Genomic DNA, 20678 nt, shown 5'->3' with positions numbered 1-20678 from the left:
GTCTTGTTCCTATTGTTTGACCGAACCCGAGAGGATTCCTTTGATGAAGTACTGCTGCAGGAAGATGAATATCAGGAAGATGGGGATGATTCCGAGCGACGTCGCGACCATCACCTGATCGAAGTACACCCGCTGTTGCCCGACGAGCTGCGCCAGGGCGAGGGGGATGGTGAACATCTCCTCCTCCTGGAGGATGACGAGCGGGTAGAGGAACGCCTGCCACTGGTTGAGAAAGAGGATGATAGCCAGCGCCGCGAGCGACGGGAGCATCGTCGGCAGCGCGATCTTGTAGTACAGCTGGAACTCCGTCGCGCCGTCCATCCGCGCCGATTCAAGCAGCGCGTCGGGGATGGCTTTCATGTTCTGCCGCATCAGGAAGATCCCCAGCGGGTTCGCCGCCCACGGGAGAATCACCGCGAGGTACGAGTTCGTCCACCCGATCTGCGTCATCAACAGGAACAGCGGGATGATGAGCAGCTGAATCGGGAGGACGAGCGTCGCCAGGATGAAGTAGAACAGCGGTTCCTTGAACTTGAAGTCGTACTTCGCGAACGCGAAGCCCGCCATCGAACAGAGGACGAGCGACAGCGCCGTGTACGAAACGGAGATGATGAGGCTGTTACCGATGCTCCTGACGAAGTCGACGTTCTCCTGAAGCGCTCTGAAGTTCTCCAGGTAGTGCACCCCCGGAAGGAGGCGGGGGGGCCACGAGAAGAACTCCGACTGCGGAATCGTCGCGGCGACGACCATCCAGTAGATGGGTATCAGAACGAGCGCCGTGATAGTCAGGAGGAAGATGTAGCTCCCGAACTTCCACAGCGCCTCCTTCTTCGCTGCCTGCCGCATTATTCGGTCCCCCCGTACTGGATTTGGACTATCGACATGGCGCTCACGAGGAGGACGAGCGCGACCGAAACCGCGCTCGCGTATCCGAGGTTGAGTTGGAGGAACGCCTGCCTGTAGATGTACTGTACCATCGTAATCGTCGCGTTGGACGGACCGCCGCCGGTGATGACGAACGGCTCGGCGAATATCTGGAATGTCCCGATGGTCGAGGAGACGACCACGAACAGGAGCACCGGCCGAAGCTGCGGGAGCGTCACGTAACGGAACTTCTGCCACCGCGACGCGCCGTCCACTTCGGCCGCTTCGTACAGCTGCTCCGGGACCGTCTGGAGGCCGGCCAGCAGGATGATCATGTTGTATCCGAGCCAGCGCCACGTCACCGCGATGACGAGCGTGATTCGCGCCCACCACGCGTCCCCCAGCCACGGAATCGCGTCCGCGCCGAGGGTCTCGAGGATGTAGTTCACCAACCCGATGTCGCCGTTGAACAGCAACAGGAAGATGGTGGAGTACGCGACGAGACCCGTCGCCACCGGGAGGGCGATGAGCGTCCGGAACAGCCCCTTCGCTCTGATGAACTTCGCGTCCAGTACGAGCGCCGTCGCGAGGCCGAGAACGACCATCAACGGCACTTGGACGAAGAAGATGAACGCGGTGTTGAAAAGCGACTGGTGGAACAGGGAGTCCTCGAACAGCAATCGCGCGTAGTTGTCGAGTCCGACGAACTTCAGGTCGGCGATCCGCGGTATCGTTATCTCGAGGACCCCGAGGTCGATGGTCAGGAGTATCTCGTTGGACGCGCCGAGGTACTGGAAGAACGAGAGGTACACCGTGTACACCGTCGGGAACAGCAGGAACACCCCGAACAGGATGAAGAACGGCGAGATGTAGAGGTACGGGAGGGCGGGAATCCGCGGGACGATCTCGGAGACCCGCTGGCGACGGTATCGGAACTGGTCGGCGAACCGCCGGTACGCGCCCGACGAACGGACTCTCGATTGAATCGCGTTCAGGACCATGAGACGGTCACACCTCCGTTCGTCCGCGGCGACGGGACCGGCGGCGGTCACCGATTCGCGCCGCCCCCGTCTCGGGACCTCCGCTCGCCGGAACGCGGCGTTCGCTCCTCTCTGCGACCGTTTCTGTCGTGCTTTGGGTCATTGGTGTGGTGGCTGCGGTTCGGGACGGGCGCGCGTCATGCTACGTCGCGACCGCTACGGTCGGCGACCGTCTGTGCAGCGTCCTTGACGGCCTTCTTCGGCGACTTCTTGCCGCTCAACACGTTCCCGACTTCCGTGTTGATGGCGTCCTGCACCTCCGGCGTGTCGGTCGTGTAGCGGTACGGCTCTATCTCCCTCGCGACCTCCGCGAACAGGCGGAAGACGGGCTGTCCGCCGTAGAAGTCGAGCTCCTCGTCGTAGATGTCCGACTCGTAGGCGGTCGTCAGCGACGGGAAGAGTCCGTACTCCTGGAGCATCGTGTTCTGTACCTCGGGCGTGGTCATCGCGTACTCGATGTAGTCCCACGCGCGGTTGACGACCCCTTTGTCGCTGATCTGCGCCGGAATCGCCATGTTCGAACCGCCGCGGTTCGACGCGCGGGTGCCGCCCTTCTCGAACGCCGGCAGCTTGTACACGCCCCAGTTCCCGGAGGTGTCCGGGAGCTCCGCCCTGAGGGTGCCGTCCATCCACGCCGCGGTGGGAATCGACGCGAGCGTTCCCTCGGAGAACGCGGTGAACCACCCGCCGGACCACATCTCGATTCGCTTCGTGATGCCGGCGTCGTGCATGTCCTTTATCAGTTGGACGGCGCGGACGCTCTCCTCGCTGTGGATGTTCACCGCGCCGTCCTTCGTGAACGGCTGTCCGCCGAGTTGGCGGAACAGCATCCGCCACATCTGCGGCACCTCCTGCGTCGGGATGTTCACCATCGCCACGCCGTCGGGGAGTTGTTTCCCGGCCTCGATGAAGTCGTCCCACGTCTTGAGGGACGTGGGGTCGATACCGGCCTCCTCGTAGCGGTCCCGCTTGTAGAACACGCCGGTCGGGCCGATGTCCCACGGAAGCGCGTAATCCTTCCCGTCGACGCTGACGGTCTCCCACTTCCCCTTGACGATGTCCTCGCGGACGCCCGCCTCGTCGATTCGGTCGGTGAGGTCCATCAGGCCGTTCTTGCTCCCGAAGGCCGTCACGTCGTAGTTCTGGATGGCCGAGAAGTCGGGCGCGCCGCTTCCGCTGGTGATCGCGGTCTGGAACCGCTGTTCCCACGTGTTCCCGCCCATCTCCTCGACCGAGACGTTGGCGCCCTTCTTCTCGTTGTACGTCTCGGCGGCGTTCGCCAGCGCTCTGGCGGCGATGTTCCACGCCCACCCGTTGGCGTCCGACGCCATCGCCGTTCCCGACCCCCCGCCGCCGGTGTTCGTCCCGCCGGACCCTCCGTCGGTGCTTCCGCCGGTACTGATACATCCCGCTGCGCCCGCCGCGCCGGCGAGTCCGAGCGCCTGCACGAACTGCCGACGGCGTACACTAGGGTCTGCAGAGTCTGTCATGGTTAACCCACCGCAAACATTAGGATGGGGATATATTAATGTTTTGGCACGAGGAGTTCCGCGGAACGCCGACGGACCGCGAGCGGCCGCGAACGACTGTGTGTCGGCACATCGTGTCTCTCTCCACCGCGACGATACCCTCTCAATCGAAAGAACCATACGCGCTCGATGTGCCACGTACTGGCACATGGGTGACGACTGGCAAGCTCCCGAAATCATCGGCAGAAACCGCCTCCGTCCGCACGCGGACGTGCTACCGTACGACGACGTCGAGACGGCACTCGACGGGGCGCGCGGCGCGTCGCGGTGGATTTCGCTCCTGAACGGCGAGTGGTCGTTCGCGCTGTCGGAGACGCCCGCCGACGCGCCGGCGGACTTCCACGACCCCGAGTTCGACGCGAGCGACTGGGACGACATCGAGGTCCCGGTGAACTGGCAGGCGGCGGGGTACGGGAACCCCCACTACACGAACGTCGTGTACCCGTTCCCGATGGACCCGCCGCACGTCCCGACGGAGAACCCGACCGCCTCGTACCGCCGCGCGTTCCACGTCCCCGAGGAGTGGGACGAGAGGCGGATTCGCCTGCACTTCGAGGGCGTCGATTCGGCGTTCCACCTCTGGGTGAACGGCGAGGAGGTGGGGTACAGCGAGGGGAGTCGCCTCCCCGCGGAGTTCGACGTGACCGAGGCGGTGACGCCCGGCGAGAACACCGTCGCCGTCCGGGTGTACAAGTGGTCCACGGGGAGTTACCTCGAAGACCAGGACATGTGGTGGCTGAGCGGTATCTTCCGGGACGTGTACGCCTACGCGCTTCCGGCGACGCACGTCGAGGACGTGGACGTCCGAACCGAACTGGACGACGCGTACGAGGACGCGCGCCTCCGCGCAGCGGTGGAGGTGCGCAACGCGGGCGAAGCGTCCGCTACCGCGGACGTAGAGGCTGAACTCGTGGACGAGAACGGCGACGCCGTCCCGGTGTCGCTACCGAGTCGGTCCGTCGCCCTCGACGCCGACGAGGCGACCGAGGTGGCGTTCGAAGCCGAGGTGGAGGATCCCGAGAAGTGGACCGCCGAGACGCCGAACCGCTACGAACTGGTGGTGACCGTCTCCGAGGGCGACCGTTCCACCGTCGTCACCCAACCGGTCGGCTTCCGCGAGGTCGAACTCCGCGACGGGCAACTGCTGGTCAACGGCGAGGCGGTGACGATTCGCGGGGTCAACCGGCACGACTTCCACCCCGACAGGGGCCGGGCGGTTCCCATAGAGGCGATGCGCGAGGACGTCGAGATGATGAAGCGGCACAACCTCAACGCCGTCCGAACCGCCCACTACCCCAACGACACCCGGTTCTACGACCTCTGCGACGAGTACGGTCTGTACGTCCTCGACGAGACGGACATCGAGTGTCACGGGATGGAGTTCGCCGAGTCCATCCAGCATATCAGCGACGACCCCGACTGGGAGGACGCGTACGTAGACCGGATGGTTCGGATGATAGAGCGAGACAAGAACCACCCGAGCGTCATCATCTGGTCGCTGGGCAACGAGTCCGGGTTCGGCGCGCACCACCGGACGATGGCCGAGGTGACGCGCGAACGCGACCCGACGCGGCCGATACACTATGAGGAGGACGTCGAACAGGAGGTCGTAGACATCGTCGGCCCGATGTATCCGACGCTCGAAGAACTCGAAGCGTGGGCCGCCGAGGAGGACCCGGACCACCCGGTGATTCCGTGCGAGTACTCCCACGCGATGGGGAACGGGCCGGGGAACCTCCGGGAGTACTGGGACCTGTTCTACGAACACGACCGCCTGCAGGGCGGGTTCGTCTGGGACTGGTTGGACCAGGGCATCCGACGGACGGCCGAAGACGGGACGGAGTGGTTCGCCTACGGCGGCGACTTCGGCGACGAACCGAACGATGCGAACTTCAACATCAACGGCCTCGTCTTCCCCGACCGGACGCCCTCTCCCGGCCTGACCGAGTACAAGAAGGTCGTCGAACCGGTCGTCCTCGACGCCGACGACGTCGAACGCGGGCGAGTGACCGTCGAGAACCGCTACGACTTCCGGTCGCTCGACCACCTGACCGCGACGTGGCGGGTGTCGACCGACGGCCGACTCGTCCAGAGCGGTACCCTCGACCTGCCGTCCGTCGCGCCCGGCGAGAGCGACGTCGTCTCCGTCCCCGTCGAGAGCGAGTACCTGGACGAGGACGGCGAACACGTCCTCGGCGTCGAGGTGTCGCTTTCGTCCGAGACGGCGTGGGCGGAACGCGGCCACACCGTCGCCACGGGCGAGTTCGAACTCCCCGTCGGCGGCGACCCCTCCCACCCCGTCTCCGCCGCGTCGTCGCCGCTTCGGTGCGAGGAAACCGAGGGGGGAATCGTCGTCTCGAACGCCGAGTTCGAACTCGTCTTCGACGACACGTACGGCGTCGTCGATTCGCTGTCGTACCGCGGGCGGGACCTCCTCGAACGCGGGCCGCGGGTCGGGATGTGGCGCGCGCCGACGGACAACGACCGGGGGCTACCGCTTCCGAGAACGCTCCTCTCGACGCTGATGAAGCGTTACGAGGCGGAGGAGACGCTCGGGCCGCAGGACGTCCGCTCCATCGGGTTCGCGCAACTGTGGCGCGAACACGGACTCGACAGCCTCCGGTTCCGCACCGACGACGTGACGCACGAGGTTCGCGGCGACGAAGCGGTGACCATCTCAGTCGAGGGGCGACTCGCGCCGCCGATATTCGACCACGGGTTCGGTGTCGAGCAGACGTACACCGTCGCGGACGACGGCACGATAACGGTCGAAACCGAAGTCGAACCCGAGGGCGACCTGTCGGTGCTCCCCTCCCTCCCCCGCCTCGGGTTGGACCTGACGCTGGACGGCGACTTCGACAACGTGACGTGGTACGGGCGCGGCCCGGGCGAGTCGTACGTCGATAGCAAGGAGGCGAACCTGCTGGGTCGATACTCCCGAACCGTCGAGGAACTGCACACCCCGTACGTCGCCCCGCAGGAGAACGGCAACCGGACGGACACCCGGTGGGTGACGTTCACCGACCAGCGCGGGATCGGCGTCCACGTGGCGGGCGACGGGACGTTCGACTTCAGCGCGCACCGCTACAGCACCGACGACTTGGAGGCCGCCGACCACCGACACGAACTGCCGCGCCGCGACGACGTGTGGGTGTCTCTTGACCACGCCCACTGCGGACTCGGGTCGGCCAGTTGCGGCCCGCCGACGCTTCCGCAGTACCGCCTCGAACCAGAACCGACGGCGTTCACCTTCGAACTTCGCCTGTTCACGACGGACGGGGAAGCGCTCTGAGTCGCCTCGTCCGAGAATCGCGCGACGACCGGTTCGACCTTTTCTTTCGGGGTATCACTCCGCCCGCGTTCGGTAGTCGCGGTAGATTTCGTCCTGCATGACGGCCGTCCGCCCGCCGTCCACGAGGATGCTCTCGCCGGTGACGAACGAGGCGTCCTCGCTGGCGAGGAAGGCGGCTACCCCGGCGACGTCCGCCGGCGTCCCGAGGCGGCCGACGGGGTGGATGTCCTCGGTGTACTCGTACCGGTCGCCGAGTTCCTCCTTCGTCCGCGTGATCTCTATCCACCCCGGGTTGATGGTGTTGACCGTGATGCCGCGGGGGCCGAGTTCCAACGCCAGCGCCCGCGTCATCCCGTTTATGCCAGCCTTGACGGCGTTGTAGGGGAACAGTCCCGGCATCGTGAGGTAGGCGTGGTTCGACGACATGTTGACGATGCGCCCGCCCTCCGGCATCCGTTCGGCCGCGTGTTTCGAACAGAGCCAAAACGAGCGGAAGTCCGTCTCGACGACGAACTCCCAGTCGTCCATCGTCGCGTCCTCGGCCGTCGTCTCCGTCTGGACGCCCGCGTTGTTCACGAGGACGTCGATACGGCCGTACTCGTCGACGGCGTGTTCGAGTAGCGCCTCTATCTCGGCGGCGTCGCGCATGTCCGCCGGGACGAACGTGGCCTCCCCCCCGTCCTCGCGGATGGAGTCGGCCACCGCCTCGCCGGCGTCCCGTGACCGGCCGTTGACGACGACGGACGCCCCCTCGGCCGCGAACCGACGGGCGACTCCCTCGCCGATGCCGCGCGTCGAACCGGTGACCAGAACCACCCTGTCCTCGTGTCTGCCTTCGACCGCGTTCGCTGTCGGAGTAGGCGCTGTCATGCGTGTGCACAGCGTACGAGGGGGTCCGTAAATAAATTTCGAGCAGAAAGCGGAAGAGAACGAGCGTCGGGGGTTACCACTCGGTGATGCTGCCGTCCTCGTGCCGCCAGATGGGGTTGTGCCAGTTGACGGTCTTCTCGGACTGTTCGCGGACGTACTCCTCGTTTATCTCGATGCCGAGGCCCGGCGCGTCGGGGACCGACACGTACCCGTTGTCGTACTCGAAGACGGTCGGGTCTTCGAGGTAGTCGAGCACGTCCGACGTCTCGTTGTAGTGGATGTTGAGGCTCTGCTCTTGGATGAGCGCGTTCGGCGTGCAGGCGTCCACCTGCACGCACGACGCGAGGGCGATGGGTCCGAGCGGACAGTGCGGCGCGAGGGCCACGTCGTACGCCTCGGCCATGCTCGCTATCTTCTTCACCTCGGTGATGCCGCCAGCGTGCGAGAGGTCCGGTTGGATCACGTCCACGGACCCGTCCTCGAACACCTCCTTGAAGTCCCACCGGGAGTACATCCGCTCGCCGGTGGCGATGGGAATCGTGGTGTGGGCGGCGATGTCCGGAAGCGCGTCGTTGTGTTCGGGGAGGACCGGTTCCTCGATGAACATGGGGTCGTACGGTTCGAGGGCCTTCGCGAGGCGCTTGGCCATCGGCTTCGTCACTCGGCCGTGGAAGTCGACGCCGATGTCGACGCCGTCGCCGACGGCCTCCCGAACCTTCCGGAGTCGATCCACCGCGGCCTCGACCGTCGCCGGGTTGTCGACGCGTTCCAGTTCCTCGGTGGCGTTCATCTTCAGCGCCGAGAAGCCCGCATCAACCTTCTGTGTGGCCTCCTCGGCCACCTCGGACGGTCGGTCGCCGCCGATCCACTGGTAAACGCGGATGCTGTCGCGCGCCGCGCCGCCGAGGAGTTCGTACACCGGCGCGCCGAGACTCTTCCCTTTGATGTCCCAAAGCGCTTGGTCGATGCCGGCGATGGCCGACATCAGGACGGGGCCGCCGCGGTAGAACCCGCCCCGGTACATTGTCTGCCAGTGGTCCTCGATCGGGTTCACCGGTTCGCCGAGGAGGTGGTTGTCCATCAGTTCCTCGACGGCGGCGCGGACCGTGTGGGACCGACCTTCGACGACCGGTTCGCCCCAGCCGACGGTTCCGTCGGCCGTTTCCACCCGGAGGAACAGCCATCGAGGGGGTACCTCGAAGAGTTCGTAATCGACGATCTGGTTCATCGTTGCTTCATCTCGCCTCGTGGATTGGGTGTCCGATTTCATAGTTGTTCCGCAGGCGCGCCTTCGAAGGCGCAGTCGTACCGGTTACCGCCGGAGTGTGCGAACGGTACCGGTGGGTGTCTCGCCGCCGAACGGTCGGTTCCGTTGCCGAGGCTCTCCGACTCAGCGGACCGAAACCGCGTACTGCGGTACGCCGATCACCAGCACAACATCCTTAGTGATAATACATAAACGTTCTCCATACCCGAAATCGAGCGGCCGGCGAGAGCCGTTCACCAGCGGAGAACGATTCGGCGGGATTTCCCCGTCGATCCGTCCGTTCGCCCCATCGGTCGAGCGGAATATCACTATCGACTGCATCAGATCCCTCCGAATGTTTACTGATAGCGAACGACTTTTCCGCGCCTGCGCCGAGATACCGCCATGGCCGACGAACAGATTCGGATCAAATCGATCGCCACCTGCTTTCAGATCTTAGAGCAGATTCAGACGGACGGGAGCGCGGGCATCAGCGAACTCGCCCGGGAGGTCGGTCTCTCGAAGAGCGCCGTCTACAAGCACGTCCAGACCCTCTCTCGACTCGGCTACCTGGTCCGAGAGGGCGACGAGTACCACCTGAGCCTCCAGTTTCTCATGCTGGGAACGGAGGCCCGCAAACGGCTTCCGCTCACCGTCGCCGAGAGAGTGGTGACCGAACTCGCGGAGACGACGGGCCACACCACGAACTTTATCGCGCGCGAGAACGACCGCGGCATCTACGCGCTTCGGGTCGAACCGGAGGGGATGGCCTCCGAGGAACGGTTGGAGGGGAAGGTGGCTCCGCTTCACGCCACCGCCGGCGGGAAGTCGATATTCGCCTACCTCGACGACGACGAACGCGACGAGATGATCGAGCGGACGGGGTTGGCGGCGTTCACGGAGAAGACGATAACGGACCGAACGGTCCTCAAAGAGGAGTTGCAGTCGATACGCGACAAGCGAGTCGCGTTCGACCGCGAGGAGTTCATCGAAGGCGTCCAGTGCGTGGCGTCGCCGGTTCTCGCCAGCGACCACTCGCCCGTCGGGTCGGTGAGCGTCACGGGCGACATCGAAATCATGTCCGGAAAGCGGTTGGAGGAGGAGGTGGTCGGACTCGTCGTCTCCGCCGCGAAGACCATCGAGAAGGAAGTTCGCACCGCCTGAATCGTTCGCCGACGGAGAACGGTGTTCGACCGGTTCCGAGAGACGCACCTCGTTCGTCCCTCCGCCGCGTTTGGGAGTCATTGAGCCACCCGAGAGGAGGGAGACGGCCGGGTCGTACGGGGTCGCTGTTCACCGATGGTTAACGGAAGGCGGTATTCGGACGGGACTCGAAGCAGAACGTCACCGCGTTCTATTACGCTCCTACATCTGTAACGACCGGGCGATCAGATGCGGTCCAGAGGACGAACGGGCCGGGGCGTCCCCAGCGGAGGCGGTGCAGTATTGTACGTTGTCCACATCTAAGTGGAACTCGAATGATAGATCCATAAGTACATATTCTGCCTCAGAGAGGCAGAGAAGTATACCGCGACACGGCAGTTCTCCGCATTTTCACCGTATTTCTCGGCAATTTATTCCGCTTTCCGCTCTGAAAAGCGGTTCGACGCAGGTTGTCGTCGTTCCGCCGGATATCCTTCGTAGTGGTCGTTTTCGCGGGTCTCTAATTCATCACCGTCACCGCGAACTTCGTCGCCGTTGACGAGGAGACGTTAGAAGTTCGAATCTCGTGCAATTCTACCGGGCGACGGGGATACGACCGAAACGGAGACTGTCCGCTCTGCGGTATTTATTACGATAGTACGAGATGGAAGTTAAGCGCGTCGAGCCGGAACTACTCGGGGATGGACGTCGTCAATCCCGCGACCGGAGAGGAGGTAGAGACGTACGAGACACAGACGGAGGAGGACGTGGACGACGCCCTCGGGAGGGCGACGGACGCGTTCGACGACTGGCGGGAGCGCCCGCTACGCGAACGCGAGGAGTTGCTGGAGGCGGCTGGCGAGGTGCTTCGGGAGAACAAGCGCGAGTACGCCGAGACGATGACCCGCGAGATGGGCAAGCCCATCACGCAGGCGGTGTCGGAAGTCGAGAAGTGCGCGTGGGCGTGCGACCACTACGCGGAACACGCCAGCGCGTACCTCGAACCCGAACACCACCCGAGTCCGTCGGGTTCGACGGTCAAGACCGTCTACGAACCCATCGGGCCGGTGCTGGCGGTCATGCCGTGGAACTTCCCCTTCTGGCAGGTGTTCAGGTTCGCGGCGCCGTACGTGACGGCGGGCAACGTCGGCCTGTTGAAGCACGCCTCGAACGTGCCGGGGTGCGCGAAGGCCATAGAGGAGGTGTTCCGCGAGGCAGGGTACCCGGAGGACGTCTTCCAGTCGCTCCTGATTCCCTCGGACCTCGTGGACGACATCGTCGAAGACGACCGAGTTCGCGCGGCGACGCTCACCGGAAGCGGACCGGCGGGCCGCGCAGTCGCCGCCGCCGCCGGGGAGAACCTGAAGAAGACCGTCCTCGAACTCGGCGGGAGCGACCCCTACGTCGTCTTGGACGACGCCGACCTCGACGACGCCGTCGAAACCGGCGCGTGGGCCCGCAACCAGAACGGCGGCCAGTCCTGCATCGCCGCCAAGCGCTTCGTCGTCCACGAGGCCGTCTACGACGAGTTCCTCGACCGGTTCGTCGAGGAGATAGACTCCTACGTCGTCGGCGATCCGACGGACGAGGAGACTGACGTCGGCCCGCAGGCGAAGGAGAGTCTGTTGGAGGACCTCCACGAACAGGTCGAGGAGAGCGTCGAAGCCGGTGCGAACGTCGCCCTCGGCGGCGAACCGATGGACCGAGAGGGGGCGTACTACCCGCCGACCGTCCTGACCGACGTGCCCGAGGGGTGCCCCGCCGACACCGAGGAGATGTTCGGTCCGGTCGCCACCGTCTACGAGGTGTCGGACGAGGAGGAGGCGGTCGAGAAGGCCAACGACACCCAGTTCGGCCTCGGCGCGAGCGTCTGGACCGAGGACCGCGAACGCGGAGAACGCCTCGCCCGCCGGATAAACGCCGGGTGCGTCTACGTCAACCAGCTGGTGAAGTCCGACCCCCGCGTGCCGTTCGGCGGGGTCAAGGAGTCGGGCTACGGGCGCGAGCTCTCCGAGGTCGGAATCAAGGAGTTCCTCAACGAGAAGACGGTGTGGGTCGAATGAAGGCGTCCGACCTGTTCGTCGAGTGTCTGGAACGCGAGGGCGTCGAACACGTCTTCGGCATCCCCGGCGAGGAGACGGAGGACCTCCTGTTTTCGCTCCGCGACTCGGACGTGACGTTCGTCCCGGTTCGGCACGAACAGGGGGCCGCGTTCATGGCCGACGTCCACGGCCGGTTGACGGGCGAGGCGGGCGTCTGCCTCTCGACGCTCGGTCCGGGCGCGACCAACCTGCTCACGGGCGTCGCCGACGCCCACCGCGACAAGAGTCCGCTGGTGGCCGTCACCGCCCAGGGCGGACTCGAACGACTCCACAAGGAGAGCCACCAGGCCATCAACGTCGTCAGAATCTACGAGTCGGTGACGAAGTGGAACACCCAACTGGACGACCCGGACATCATCCACGAGTCGGTCCGCAAGGCGTTCAAAGTCGCCGAGTACGAGAAACCCGGCGCGACCCACCTCGAACTCCCCGAGGACGTGGCGGCCGAGGAGACGGAGGCGCGTCCGCTTCCCGTCCGGGAGGACGTTCGCTTCGCCGCCCCCGACGCGGACACGCTAGACCGCGTGAAGGAGTTGCTCCGGGAGGCGGACCGACCGCTGATAATCGCCGGCAACGGCGCGGTTCGGACGCACGCGGCGTCGCAGCTTCGCGAGTTGGTGCGCGTCACCGACCTCCCGGTCGCTTCGACGTACATGGGCAAAGGCGCGGTGTCGGACGCCGACGAGCACTCGCTGATGACGCTCGATTCGGGCGCGGACGGCGAGGCGGCCAGCGCCATCGAACAGGCGGACCTCGTGCTCACGGTTGGCTACGACATCGCCGAGCACGACCCGGCGAAGTGGGGGCGGAGCGACACCCCCGTCGTCCACGTCGACACCGAACCGGCGGAGGTGTACGAGGCGTACAACCCCGCCGTCGAGGTGGTCGCCGACATCGGCCGAACGCTCGAAGCGCTGACCGAGTGGTGCGGGGCGAGCGAGCTGGGGTTCGACCCCGAGTGGTACGCCGACCTGCGCGAACGCATCGTCGAGGACGTGGCCGCCGAACCCTCCGACGCCGCACCCTTCTCCGTCCAGGGGGTTCTGCCCGTCCTGCGGGAGGCGATGGACCCGGAGGACGTTCTCCTCTCCGACGTGGGGAGTCACAAGATGGCGATAGCGCAGAACTTCCCGACGTACGAACCGAACACCTGCATCGTCTCGAACGGCCTCGCCTCGATGGGGATCTCGGTCCCCGGCGGCGTCGCCGCTGACCTCGCGACGGACGGGAACGTCGTCGCCGCGACGGGCGACGGCGGCTTTCTGATGAACGCCGCCGAACTCGAGACGGCGACCCGAATCGGCTGCGAGTTCACCGTCGTCGTCTTCGTGGACGACGACTACGGCCTCATCTCCGAGAAGCAACGTGACCACACCGGCGAGGCGTTCGGGACGGGGTTGTCGAACCCCGACTTGGTCACCTTCGCCGAGAGCTTCGGAATCGACGGCTACCGCCCGCAGTCGCGGGCTGAACTCCGAGAGGCCGTCGAGGAGGCGGTCGGCAGCGACATGTCGTTGATAGCGGTCGAAGTCGAGTAGGCGGACGTGCCGCGGCCGATCGAGACGGGTCGGGGCGTCCGTTCGGCCGCGGTTCCGGTCCGAATGGGGACGTGAGCGAGTGCGGGGCACGGAGTACACCTGTGATCAGCCCAGACCTCCCGGTTCGACTACTCAAACTATCGCTCCGTTCACGTCGTTCGGCATCTACTTTCCTCACGATTCGAGGAGCGGAATAACTATCGCGAGACACATCCGACTCGACCGAGATACCGCTAACGATGTAGGTTCGGCCGGTATCTCCGTATATCCCCGATACACAGCTGATTCTCTCGGCGTCGTCGCCGTGTCCGCACGTTACGCTCGGTGAGAACTCGGTTGTCATTTGCTAAAGATAATTTTAGGAGCCCCGAACTCCTCTTTCTTAGTGAAGACAATTAGAACTGTGAGACGAAGAATTATCGTAGAGTTCATAAGCGATACTCGTACATTTCGAACTAGGAGAGATAACTGATGTCTGAAAACAAACGCAAGCGCAATCACGAGTGGTGGCCGAACAAGCTGAAGTTAGACGTCCTCGACCAGAACGCCGAGAACGTCGGTCCGTACGGCGAGGACTTCGACTACGCCGAGGAGTTCCAGACGCTCGACCTCGACGAGGTGAAGGCGGACCTGAAGGACCTGATGACGACGTCGCAGGACTGGTGGCCCGCCGACTACGGCCACTATGGGCCGCTCTTCATCCGCATGGCGTGGCACAGCGCCGGTACGTACCGCACGGTGGACGGCCGCGGCGGCGCGTCCGGCGGGAACCAGCGCTTCGCGCCCCTCAACAGCTGGCCCGACAACGTGAGCCTCGACAAGGCTCGCCGTCTGTTGGAGCCGATAAAGCAGAAGTACGGCCGCAAGCTCTCGTGGGCCGATCTGATCGTCCTCGCCGGGAACACCGCCCTCGAATCGATGGGGATGGAGACGCTCGGCTGGGCCGGCGGGCGCGAGGACGAGTTCGAGCCCGACGAGGCCGTCTACTGGGGCCCCGAGACGGAGTGGGAAGCGCCGCAGGACGAACGCTTCGACGAGGACGGCGAGCTCGACGAACCGCTCGGTGCCACCGTGATGGGCCTCATCTACGTGGACCCCGAGGGGCCGAACGGTAATCCGGACCCGCTCGCGTCGGCGGAGAACATCCGGAAGGCGTTCGGCCGCATGGCGATGAGCGACGAGGAGACGGCCGCGCTCATCGCCGGCGGACACACGTTCGGCAAGTCCCACGGTGCCTCCGACGGGGACCTCGGCCCCGAGCCCGAAGCGTCTCCGATCGAGGACCAGGGTCTCGGCTGGACCGACTCCGGCAAGGGCCCCGACACGACCACCAGCGGCATCGAGGGCGCGTGGAACGCCTGGCCGACGATGTGGGACACCTCCTACCTCGACAACCTGCTCGACTACGAGTGGGAGCTGACGGAGAGTCCCGCCGGGGCGAAGCAGTGGGAGCCGGTCGATGAGGAGGCGCACGACACCGTGCCGGACGCCCACGACCCGTCGAAGAAGCACGCCCCCATGATGATGACGTCGGACCTCGCTCTCAAGCGGGATCCGGAGTTCCGCGAGATAATCGAGCGCTTCCGCGAGGACCCGAAGGAGTTCCAAGCGGCCTTCGCGCGGGCGTGGTTCAAACTCATCCACCGCGACATGGGTCCGAAGGAACGGTTCCTCGGTCCGGACGTCCCCGAGGAGACGTTCATCTGGCAGGACCCCCTCCCGGACGCCGACTACGACCTCATCGGAGAGGAGGAGGCCGCCGAGCTCAAGGAAGAAATCCTCGATTCGGACCTCTCCGTCTCTCAACTCGTCAAGACCGCCTGGGCGGCGGCGTCGACGTACCGCGACAGCGACAAGCGCGGCGGCGCGAACGGCGCTCACATCCGCCTCGAACCCCAGAAGAGCTGGGAGGTCAACGAGCCCGCGCAGCTGGAGACGGTGCTTTCGACCTACGAAGCGATTCAGGAGGAGTTCAACGGCTCGCGGTCCGACGACGTGCGCGTCTCGCTCGCCGACCTCATCGTGCTGGGCGGTAACGCGGCCGTCGAGAAGGCCGCGGAGGACGCCGGGTACGATATCGATATCCCGTTCGAGCCCGGCCGCACCGACGCCACGCAGGAGCAGACCGACGAGGAGTCGTTCGAGGTGCTCAAGCCGAAGGTCGACGGGTTCCGCAACTACTTCAGCGGCGCGTACGACCAGCCCGCGGAGGACCTGCTGGTCGACCACGCCGACCTACTCGACCTGACGGCGTCCGAGATGACGGTCCTGGTCGGCGGCATGCGCGCGCTGGGCGCGAACTACCAGGACTCCGATCTCGGCGTCTTCACCGACCGGCCGGGGACGTTGACCAACGACTTCTTCGTGAACCTGACCGACATGGGCTACGAGTGGGAGGAGGCCTCGGAGTCCGGAGAGGTCTACGAACTGGTCGACCGCGAGACGGGCGACGTCGAGTGGAAGGGCTCCCGAGTCGACCTCATCTTCGGGGCGAACTCCCGACTTCGCGCCATCTCGAACGTCTACGCGGGCGAAGAGGAGAAGTTCGTGCGCGATTTCGCGGACACGTGGAGCAAGGTGATGAAGCTCGACCGCTTCGACCTCGAGTAATCTCGTCCGAGAGCCTCCGTTTCGGACGCGACCGTCGGTCGCCGTTCGAAACGGCTCGCTCGTAAGTCCCGCGGCGACGTTACCCGGCGCGCCCCCCGTCTGCGGCGCGCCGCTTTTCCTTCTCGGCCGGTGCGTTCCGCTTCGGTCGGACCGGAGGCCGACTACTCGACCGAGACGACGACTTTCCCTTGGTGTTCGCCTCGTTCGACGTACCGATAGGCGTCTCGCACCCCGTCGAAGTCGAACACGCGGTCGATCACGGGTTCCATCTCCTCGGCCGCCATGGCGGCGAGCATCCGGTCGAACATCTTCCGACTGCCGACGCCCATCAGACCCTCGACGTCGAGCGACTTCAGGAGAATCGGCGCGGGGTTCACGTTCCCCTCGGGACCGGCGAGGACGCCGATGAGGTGGACGTGGCCGCCGATCCCCGCCGCCTGCAACGACCGTTCGAGCGTTCCGGGGCCGCCGACTTCGACGACGTGGTCCGCGCCGCCCGTTCGTTCCTGAACGACGTCCCCCCACTCGGGCGTCTCCTCGTAGTTTATCGTCTCGTCGGCGCCGAGTTCGCGGGCGCGGGCGAGCTTCTCGTCGCTGGAGGAGGTGACCACCACCCGCGCGCCGCGCATTGAGGCGAACTGGAGGGCGAACGTCGAGACGCCGCCGGTGCCGAGTGCGAGAACCGTCTCGTCGGCCCGGAGGTTCCCGTTCTCGATCAGTGCGCGCCACGCGGTGAGGCCGGCACACGAGAGCGTCGCCCCCTCCTCGTAGGAGAGGTAGTCGGGCAGGACCGGGAGGCTCTCGGCGGGGAACGTGACGTACTGCGCCAACGCCCCGTCGACGTTCCCGCCAGTCGTCCGCGTCGCCTTCTCCTGCGCGAACGGCCCGTCGACCCAGTCGGGCGCGAACGGCGTCGCCACCCGGTCGCCCTCGGAGAGGCGGTCCACGTCCTCGCCGACTTCGACCACCTCGCCCGCCCCGTCGGAGAGCGGGATCACCGGCAGACTCGTACCGGGGTAGGTGAGTTCGGGGTTCGCAATCGCCAAATCGCGGTAGTTCAGCGAACACGCGTGAATTCGGACGAGTGCTTCGTCCGCATCCGGCGTTGGTCGGTCGCGTTCGACTTCGACGACGCCCCCGTAGTCGGCGTCGGGTTCTCGGACTTCGTATGCCTGCATAGTCACCTCAAATGGAGGTCGCACCGCCACTTCCGTCCTCTGCTCGGCCGCGTATTGGCCGCCTCTCGCCGACGGACGCGGGTGGACGCTGTTGGGCGTCGTCGTCCTCGGACTCGCGAACCATCTGCTCGGGAACGTCCCCCTCGTCGGTCCGGTGGGAAGCGCACTCGGAGGCGCACTTCACGCCGGAGCGGTCGCCGTCTTCCTCCGGGAGAGCGAGGTTAGGAGCGCTGTAACCGGGTGAGAACGGTCGTAACGGCCGCGGTAATTGCGGTCGGAATGTTCCCTCACGTTCCGTCCTCGAATCCCGCCCCGCGACCGCTCTCGAAGCGTATACGGTATCCAACCGTACGCCGAGGTACGGTCCCCCTGTTCGTTTCCGGACTGCCGGGCGGTCCCGAACTCGTCGTCCCCCTCCTGATGCTGACGATGTACGTCGTACTGCCCGTCTTGGGTATCATCGTGTACAACTTCTTGGACGGTAAGCGCGGCTACGAGGAGCGGATTACGCGCCTCGAACGGCGAGTGACCGAACTTGAAGGCGAAGGGGAGTAAGCCCGCCCCGAACGCCGACGAGTTCGAACGCGTTCGCCGGTCAGTCGAACGTGTAGTCGCGGTACCGTCGAACCGCGTACCGGTACGACCCGTACGAGACGCCGCACGTCAACAGGAGGTACGCGCCGACGCCCACGACCAACGCGGGAGTCGCGGCGAGGTGACCGGCGAGCGTGAACCAGAGGGTGACCAAGCCGACGGTCGTGCCGCCGCCGACGACGAACAGGTACGTCATCATCACGAGCGTCGAGGGGACGACGGTTTCTGCGCCCCAGAACTCGCGCTCCTCGTAGACGGGGTACGCCGCGCCGACGCCGACGGCGAACGCGGCGGCGGCGAGACACAGTCCGACGCCGGCCACCGCGAAGGCGAGTGCGTACGCCGGGGGCGCACCGACGGCGACGGACGCGAGGGGGACGAGAACCGCCACGGGGACGCCGACCGTGAGACCGGCGAGCATCCGACCGTGAACGAGCGTCCGCGTCGGCGTCCTCGTGAGCAACAACAGGGGTAACTGCGGCCGGTCGTCGCCGAGGGGGTTCAGCCCGAACGCCGCGCCGGCGAGGTACGTCCCGAGTCCGACGCCGACCCCGGCCGCCAACGGTCCGAGGGCGTCGCCGGAGAACGGAACGAACGCGCCGCCGACCGGTCCGAGGAAGAACACCGCCATCAGGAGGTGGTTGAGTTCCCGCGGGTTTCGGACGGTGCGGACGAGCGTTCCCCACGCGACGCGAGCGGATTTCGGTCGCGCGAACGGGCGCGGCGGAGCGAACCCCCCGGAGGAGGAACTCGTCCGTCGTGTCCGCTCCCGGCGGGGGGCGTCCGAGAGCCACAGTTCGGACGCCTGCCGGGAGGCGACGGCCAATCCGACGGGGGTCAGCGCGACCAGTCCCGCGAGGACCGCCACCGCCTCGGGCGACACTGGTCGGGAGAGCGGCGTTCCGAGGAACGCGAGGGCGACGTAGTCGGTCAGCGGTTCGAACGCGACCGCGGAGAGTAGTCCCTCGACGGAGACGTTCTCCTCGGCGACGTACCGGCCGGCGAACTGCGACCCCACGACGAGGACGACGAGAGCGAGGACGCCGCCGGCCTTCATGACGCGGCGGACGCCCGGCAGTCGCCGCAGGACGCGCAGGACGACGATACCGAGGGCGTAGCCCCAAACGGCGGCCCAACAGACGAGCGGAAGTAAGACGAGCGCCGCCGTCACGACGAGCGACGGCGACCCGAGTCCGAACGCGAACGCGACGGCGAGAGCCGTCACGGGGACGCCGAGCCAGACGGCGAGTCGCCGGACTTCCGCGCCGATGAGGCCGACGACGACGGCCCGCGGGTGGACGGCGGTCAACAGCAGTTCCTCGGCTTCGATGCCGCCGATGCGTTCCAGCGTCCGGAGGGTCGCGAGGAGGAGAAACCCCGCGGGGAGCAACACCGCGCCGGGGGCGAGGAACGGAACCGCCGCGACCGACCGAGCGGTTCGGCCGGCGAGGTAGGCGGCGGGGAGCGAGAGGAGGAGTTGCACCGCGAAGAACAGGACGGCGAAGCCGACTCCGAGGAGGCGGCGGTTGTTTCCGAGGATCTGCCTGACGCTCCGGCGGAACTCCGCGCGCGCGATGCGCATCCCGTGGCGGACGTCTCGTCGGAGACTCATTCTTCGGCCCCGGCCGGCCGAGGGCCGTCTCGGTCGCCGGTGATTTCGAGGAAGGCGTCTTCGAGCGACGCGTTCTCGCCCGCCTCGGCGCGGGACGTCACCATCTCGGGCGACCCCTCGGCGACGACTCGACCGTCGAAGAGGACGCCCACCTCGTCGGCGACCGCTTCCACGATAGAGAGGATGTGCGTCGAGAGGAACACCGTCGCGCCGGAGTCGGCGAACTCGACGACGAACTCGCGGATGCGCCGGACGGCCTTCGGGTCGAGTCCGGCGGTGGGTTCGTCCAAGAACAGGACGTCCGGGTCGTGTAGGACGCTCTGTGCGAAGGCGGTCTTCTGCCGCATCCCCTTCGAATAGGTGCCGATGCGCCGGTCGGCGTCGGCGGTCAGGTCGAACTGGTCGAGGGACTCCTCGATGCGACGGCGGGCGTCCTCGCGCGGCACGTCCCGGAGGTCGGCGACGTATTCGAGCTGTTCGCGGGCGCTGAACTCCTCGTACAGGGGCGGCGTCTCGGGGAGGTAGCCGACGAGGGGGGCGAGTTCGCGCCGGTCGGTCGAGGGGACGCCGCAGACGCGGACGGTGCCCGACGACGGCCGGGAGAGGCCGGTCAAAAGCCGCATCGTGGTCGTCTTCCCCGCGCCGTTCGGCCCGAGGAACCCGTAGACGGTTCCGCTCGGAATCGACAGCGACACGCCGTCGAGAGCGACCGCCGAACTGTACGTCTTTCGCAGGTCCGTCGCCTCGATGGCGGCGTCAGCGGTAGTGGAGGGCATAGAGCGGAAGTCCGTTTCGAACGACGTTCCCTAACTGTTACGGATCTGAGATGAACCCTCGTCGGCGTCGGCCGCCGCGTCGTCGCCCGTGAAGGCGACGCCGTAGACGAGGGAAACGACCCAGCGAGCGATCCGAGTACCGCACGGGGAGAGGGCCCGGAGGGCGACATCGACCGCTACGTCTCCGCGTTCGGACGTGAAATCGCCCGGAATCAATCACGACCGAGGAATCGAACGACGGGAAGCGCCCGTTACGCCAGAGAAGAAGTACGTCGGGCGGTCTC

The 20678-nt window shown here is 66.0% G+C and carries 15 protein-coding genes; 7 read left to right on the top strand and 8 right to left on the bottom strand.

Annotation, left to right across the window (positions count from 1 at the left end; genetic code table 11):
* Positions 1 to 9 precede the first annotated feature (9 nt).
* The 3 genes from ACFQEV_RS09010 to ACFQEV_RS09000 form a co-directional block, all read right to left on the bottom strand.
* Positions 10 to 846, bottom strand: a complete 837-nt coding sequence (locus tag ACFQEV_RS09010) for a carbohydrate ABC transporter permease (protein ID WP_379695043.1) — start codon at positions 844 to 846, stop codon at positions 10 to 12.
* Positions 846 to 1865: a carbohydrate ABC transporter permease gene (locus tag ACFQEV_RS09005; RefSeq protein WP_379695041.1), complete on the bottom strand. Its 1020-nt coding sequence runs from the start codon at positions 1863 to 1865 to the stop codon at positions 846 to 848. The genes ACFQEV_RS09010 and ACFQEV_RS09005 overlap by 1 nt, the downstream gene beginning before the upstream one ends.
* A 176-nt stretch (positions 1866 to 2041) precedes the next feature.
* The gene (locus tag ACFQEV_RS09000) at positions 2042 to 3394 is read right to left on the bottom strand and encodes an ABC transporter substrate-binding protein (RefSeq protein ID WP_379695039.1); all 1353 of its coding nucleotides are present in this window, start codon (positions 3392 to 3394) and stop codon (positions 2042 to 2044) included.
* 187 nt (positions 3395 to 3581) lie between these two features.
* On the opposite strand from ACFQEV_RS09000, the gene lacZ reads away from it, so the two are divergent.
* Positions 3582 to 6725 (top strand): beta-galactosidase, LacZ type, encoded by a 3144-nt coding sequence (gene lacZ / locus ACFQEV_RS08995; protein ID WP_379695037.1) that lies wholly within the window; start codon positions 3582 to 3584, stop codon positions 6723 to 6725.
* Positions 6726 to 6779: 54 nt separating this feature from the next.
* Here the strand turns inward: lacZ and ACFQEV_RS08990 are convergent, their stop codons facing one another.
* Together ACFQEV_RS08990 and dgoD are read right to left on the bottom strand one after the other, a co-directional pair.
* A complete protein-coding gene (locus ACFQEV_RS08990) occupies positions 6780 to 7595 on the bottom strand; it encodes an SDR family NAD(P)-dependent oxidoreductase (RefSeq protein WP_379695035.1) in 816 nt (271 codons plus the stop codon).
* Positions 7596 to 7668: 73 nt separating this feature from the next.
* On the bottom strand, positions 7669 to 8823 hold the full coding sequence (gene dgoD, locus ACFQEV_RS08985) for a galactonate dehydratase (RefSeq protein WP_379695033.1): 1155 nt from the start codon (positions 8821 to 8823) through the stop codon (positions 7669 to 7671).
* Positions 8824 to 9246: 423 nt separating this feature from the next.
* Here dgoD and ACFQEV_RS08980 point away from each other — a divergent pair, with 423 nt between their 5' ends.
* The 4 genes from ACFQEV_RS08980 (at position 9247) to katG (ending at position 16234) form a co-directional block, all read left to right on the top strand.
* Entirely contained in the window at positions 9247 to 10005 is a 759-nt protein-coding gene (locus ACFQEV_RS08980) for an IclR family transcriptional regulator (protein ID WP_379695031.1), read from the top strand.
* 680 nt (positions 10006 to 10685) lie between these two features.
* Positions 10686 to 12047, top strand: a complete 1362-nt coding sequence (locus ACFQEV_RS08975; protein ID WP_379695029.1) for an NAD-dependent succinate-semialdehyde dehydrogenase — start codon at positions 10686 to 10688, stop codon at positions 12045 to 12047.
* Positions 12044 to 13624 (top strand): acetolactate synthase large subunit, encoded by a 1581-nt coding sequence (locus ACFQEV_RS08970; RefSeq protein ID WP_379695027.1) that lies wholly within the window; start codon positions 12044 to 12046, stop codon positions 13622 to 13624. Before ACFQEV_RS08975 ends, ACFQEV_RS08970 begins: the two co-directional genes overlap by 4 nt.
* Before the next feature lie 471 nt (positions 13625 to 14095).
* The gene (gene katG, locus ACFQEV_RS08965; RefSeq protein ID WP_379695024.1) at positions 14096 to 16234 is read left to right on the top strand and encodes a catalase/peroxidase HPI; all 2139 of its coding nucleotides are present in this window, start codon (positions 14096 to 14098) and stop codon (positions 16232 to 16234) included.
* A gap of 161 nt (positions 16235 to 16395) precedes the next feature.
* Here katG and ACFQEV_RS08960 read toward each other — a convergent pair whose 3' ends face one another.
* Positions 16396 to 17412 (bottom strand): zinc-dependent alcohol dehydrogenase family protein, encoded by a 1017-nt coding sequence (locus tag ACFQEV_RS08960; protein ID WP_379695022.1) that lies wholly within the window; start codon positions 17410 to 17412, stop codon positions 16396 to 16398.
* A 91-nt stretch (positions 17413 to 17503) separates the two neighbouring features.
* On the opposite strand from ACFQEV_RS08960, the gene ACFQEV_RS08955 reads away from it, so the two are divergent.
* Entirely contained in the window at positions 17504 to 17656 is a 153-nt protein-coding gene (locus tag ACFQEV_RS08955; protein ID WP_379695020.1) for a hypothetical protein, read from the top strand.
* 35 nt (positions 17657 to 17691) lie between these two features.
* A complete protein-coding gene (locus tag ACFQEV_RS08950; RefSeq protein WP_379695018.1) occupies positions 17692 to 17967 on the top strand; it encodes a hypothetical protein in 276 nt (91 codons plus the stop codon).
* Positions 17968 to 18007: 40 nt separating this feature from the next.
* On the opposite strand, the gene ACFQEV_RS08945 is transcribed toward ACFQEV_RS08950, so the two are convergent.
* Positions 18008 to 19618: a hypothetical protein gene (locus ACFQEV_RS08945; RefSeq protein WP_379695016.1), complete on the bottom strand. Its 1611-nt coding sequence runs from the start codon at positions 19616 to 19618 to the stop codon at positions 18008 to 18010.
* Positions 19615 to 20394 carry an ABC transporter ATP-binding protein gene (locus ACFQEV_RS08940; RefSeq protein WP_379695014.1) on the bottom strand — a complete coding sequence of 260 codons (780 nt, stop codon included), beginning with the start codon at positions 20392 to 20394 and terminating at the stop codon, positions 19615 to 19617. The genes ACFQEV_RS08945 and ACFQEV_RS08940 overlap by 4 nt, the downstream gene beginning before the upstream one ends.
* Positions 20395 to 20678: the final 284 nt, after the last annotated feature.

Source organism: Halopelagius fulvigenes, from assembly GCF_042662625.1.
Lineage (GTDB): Archaea > Halobacteriota > Halobacteria > Halobacteriales > Haloferacaceae > Halopelagius > Halopelagius fulvigenes.
This window is presented reverse-complemented; position numbering and strand designations above follow the sequence as displayed.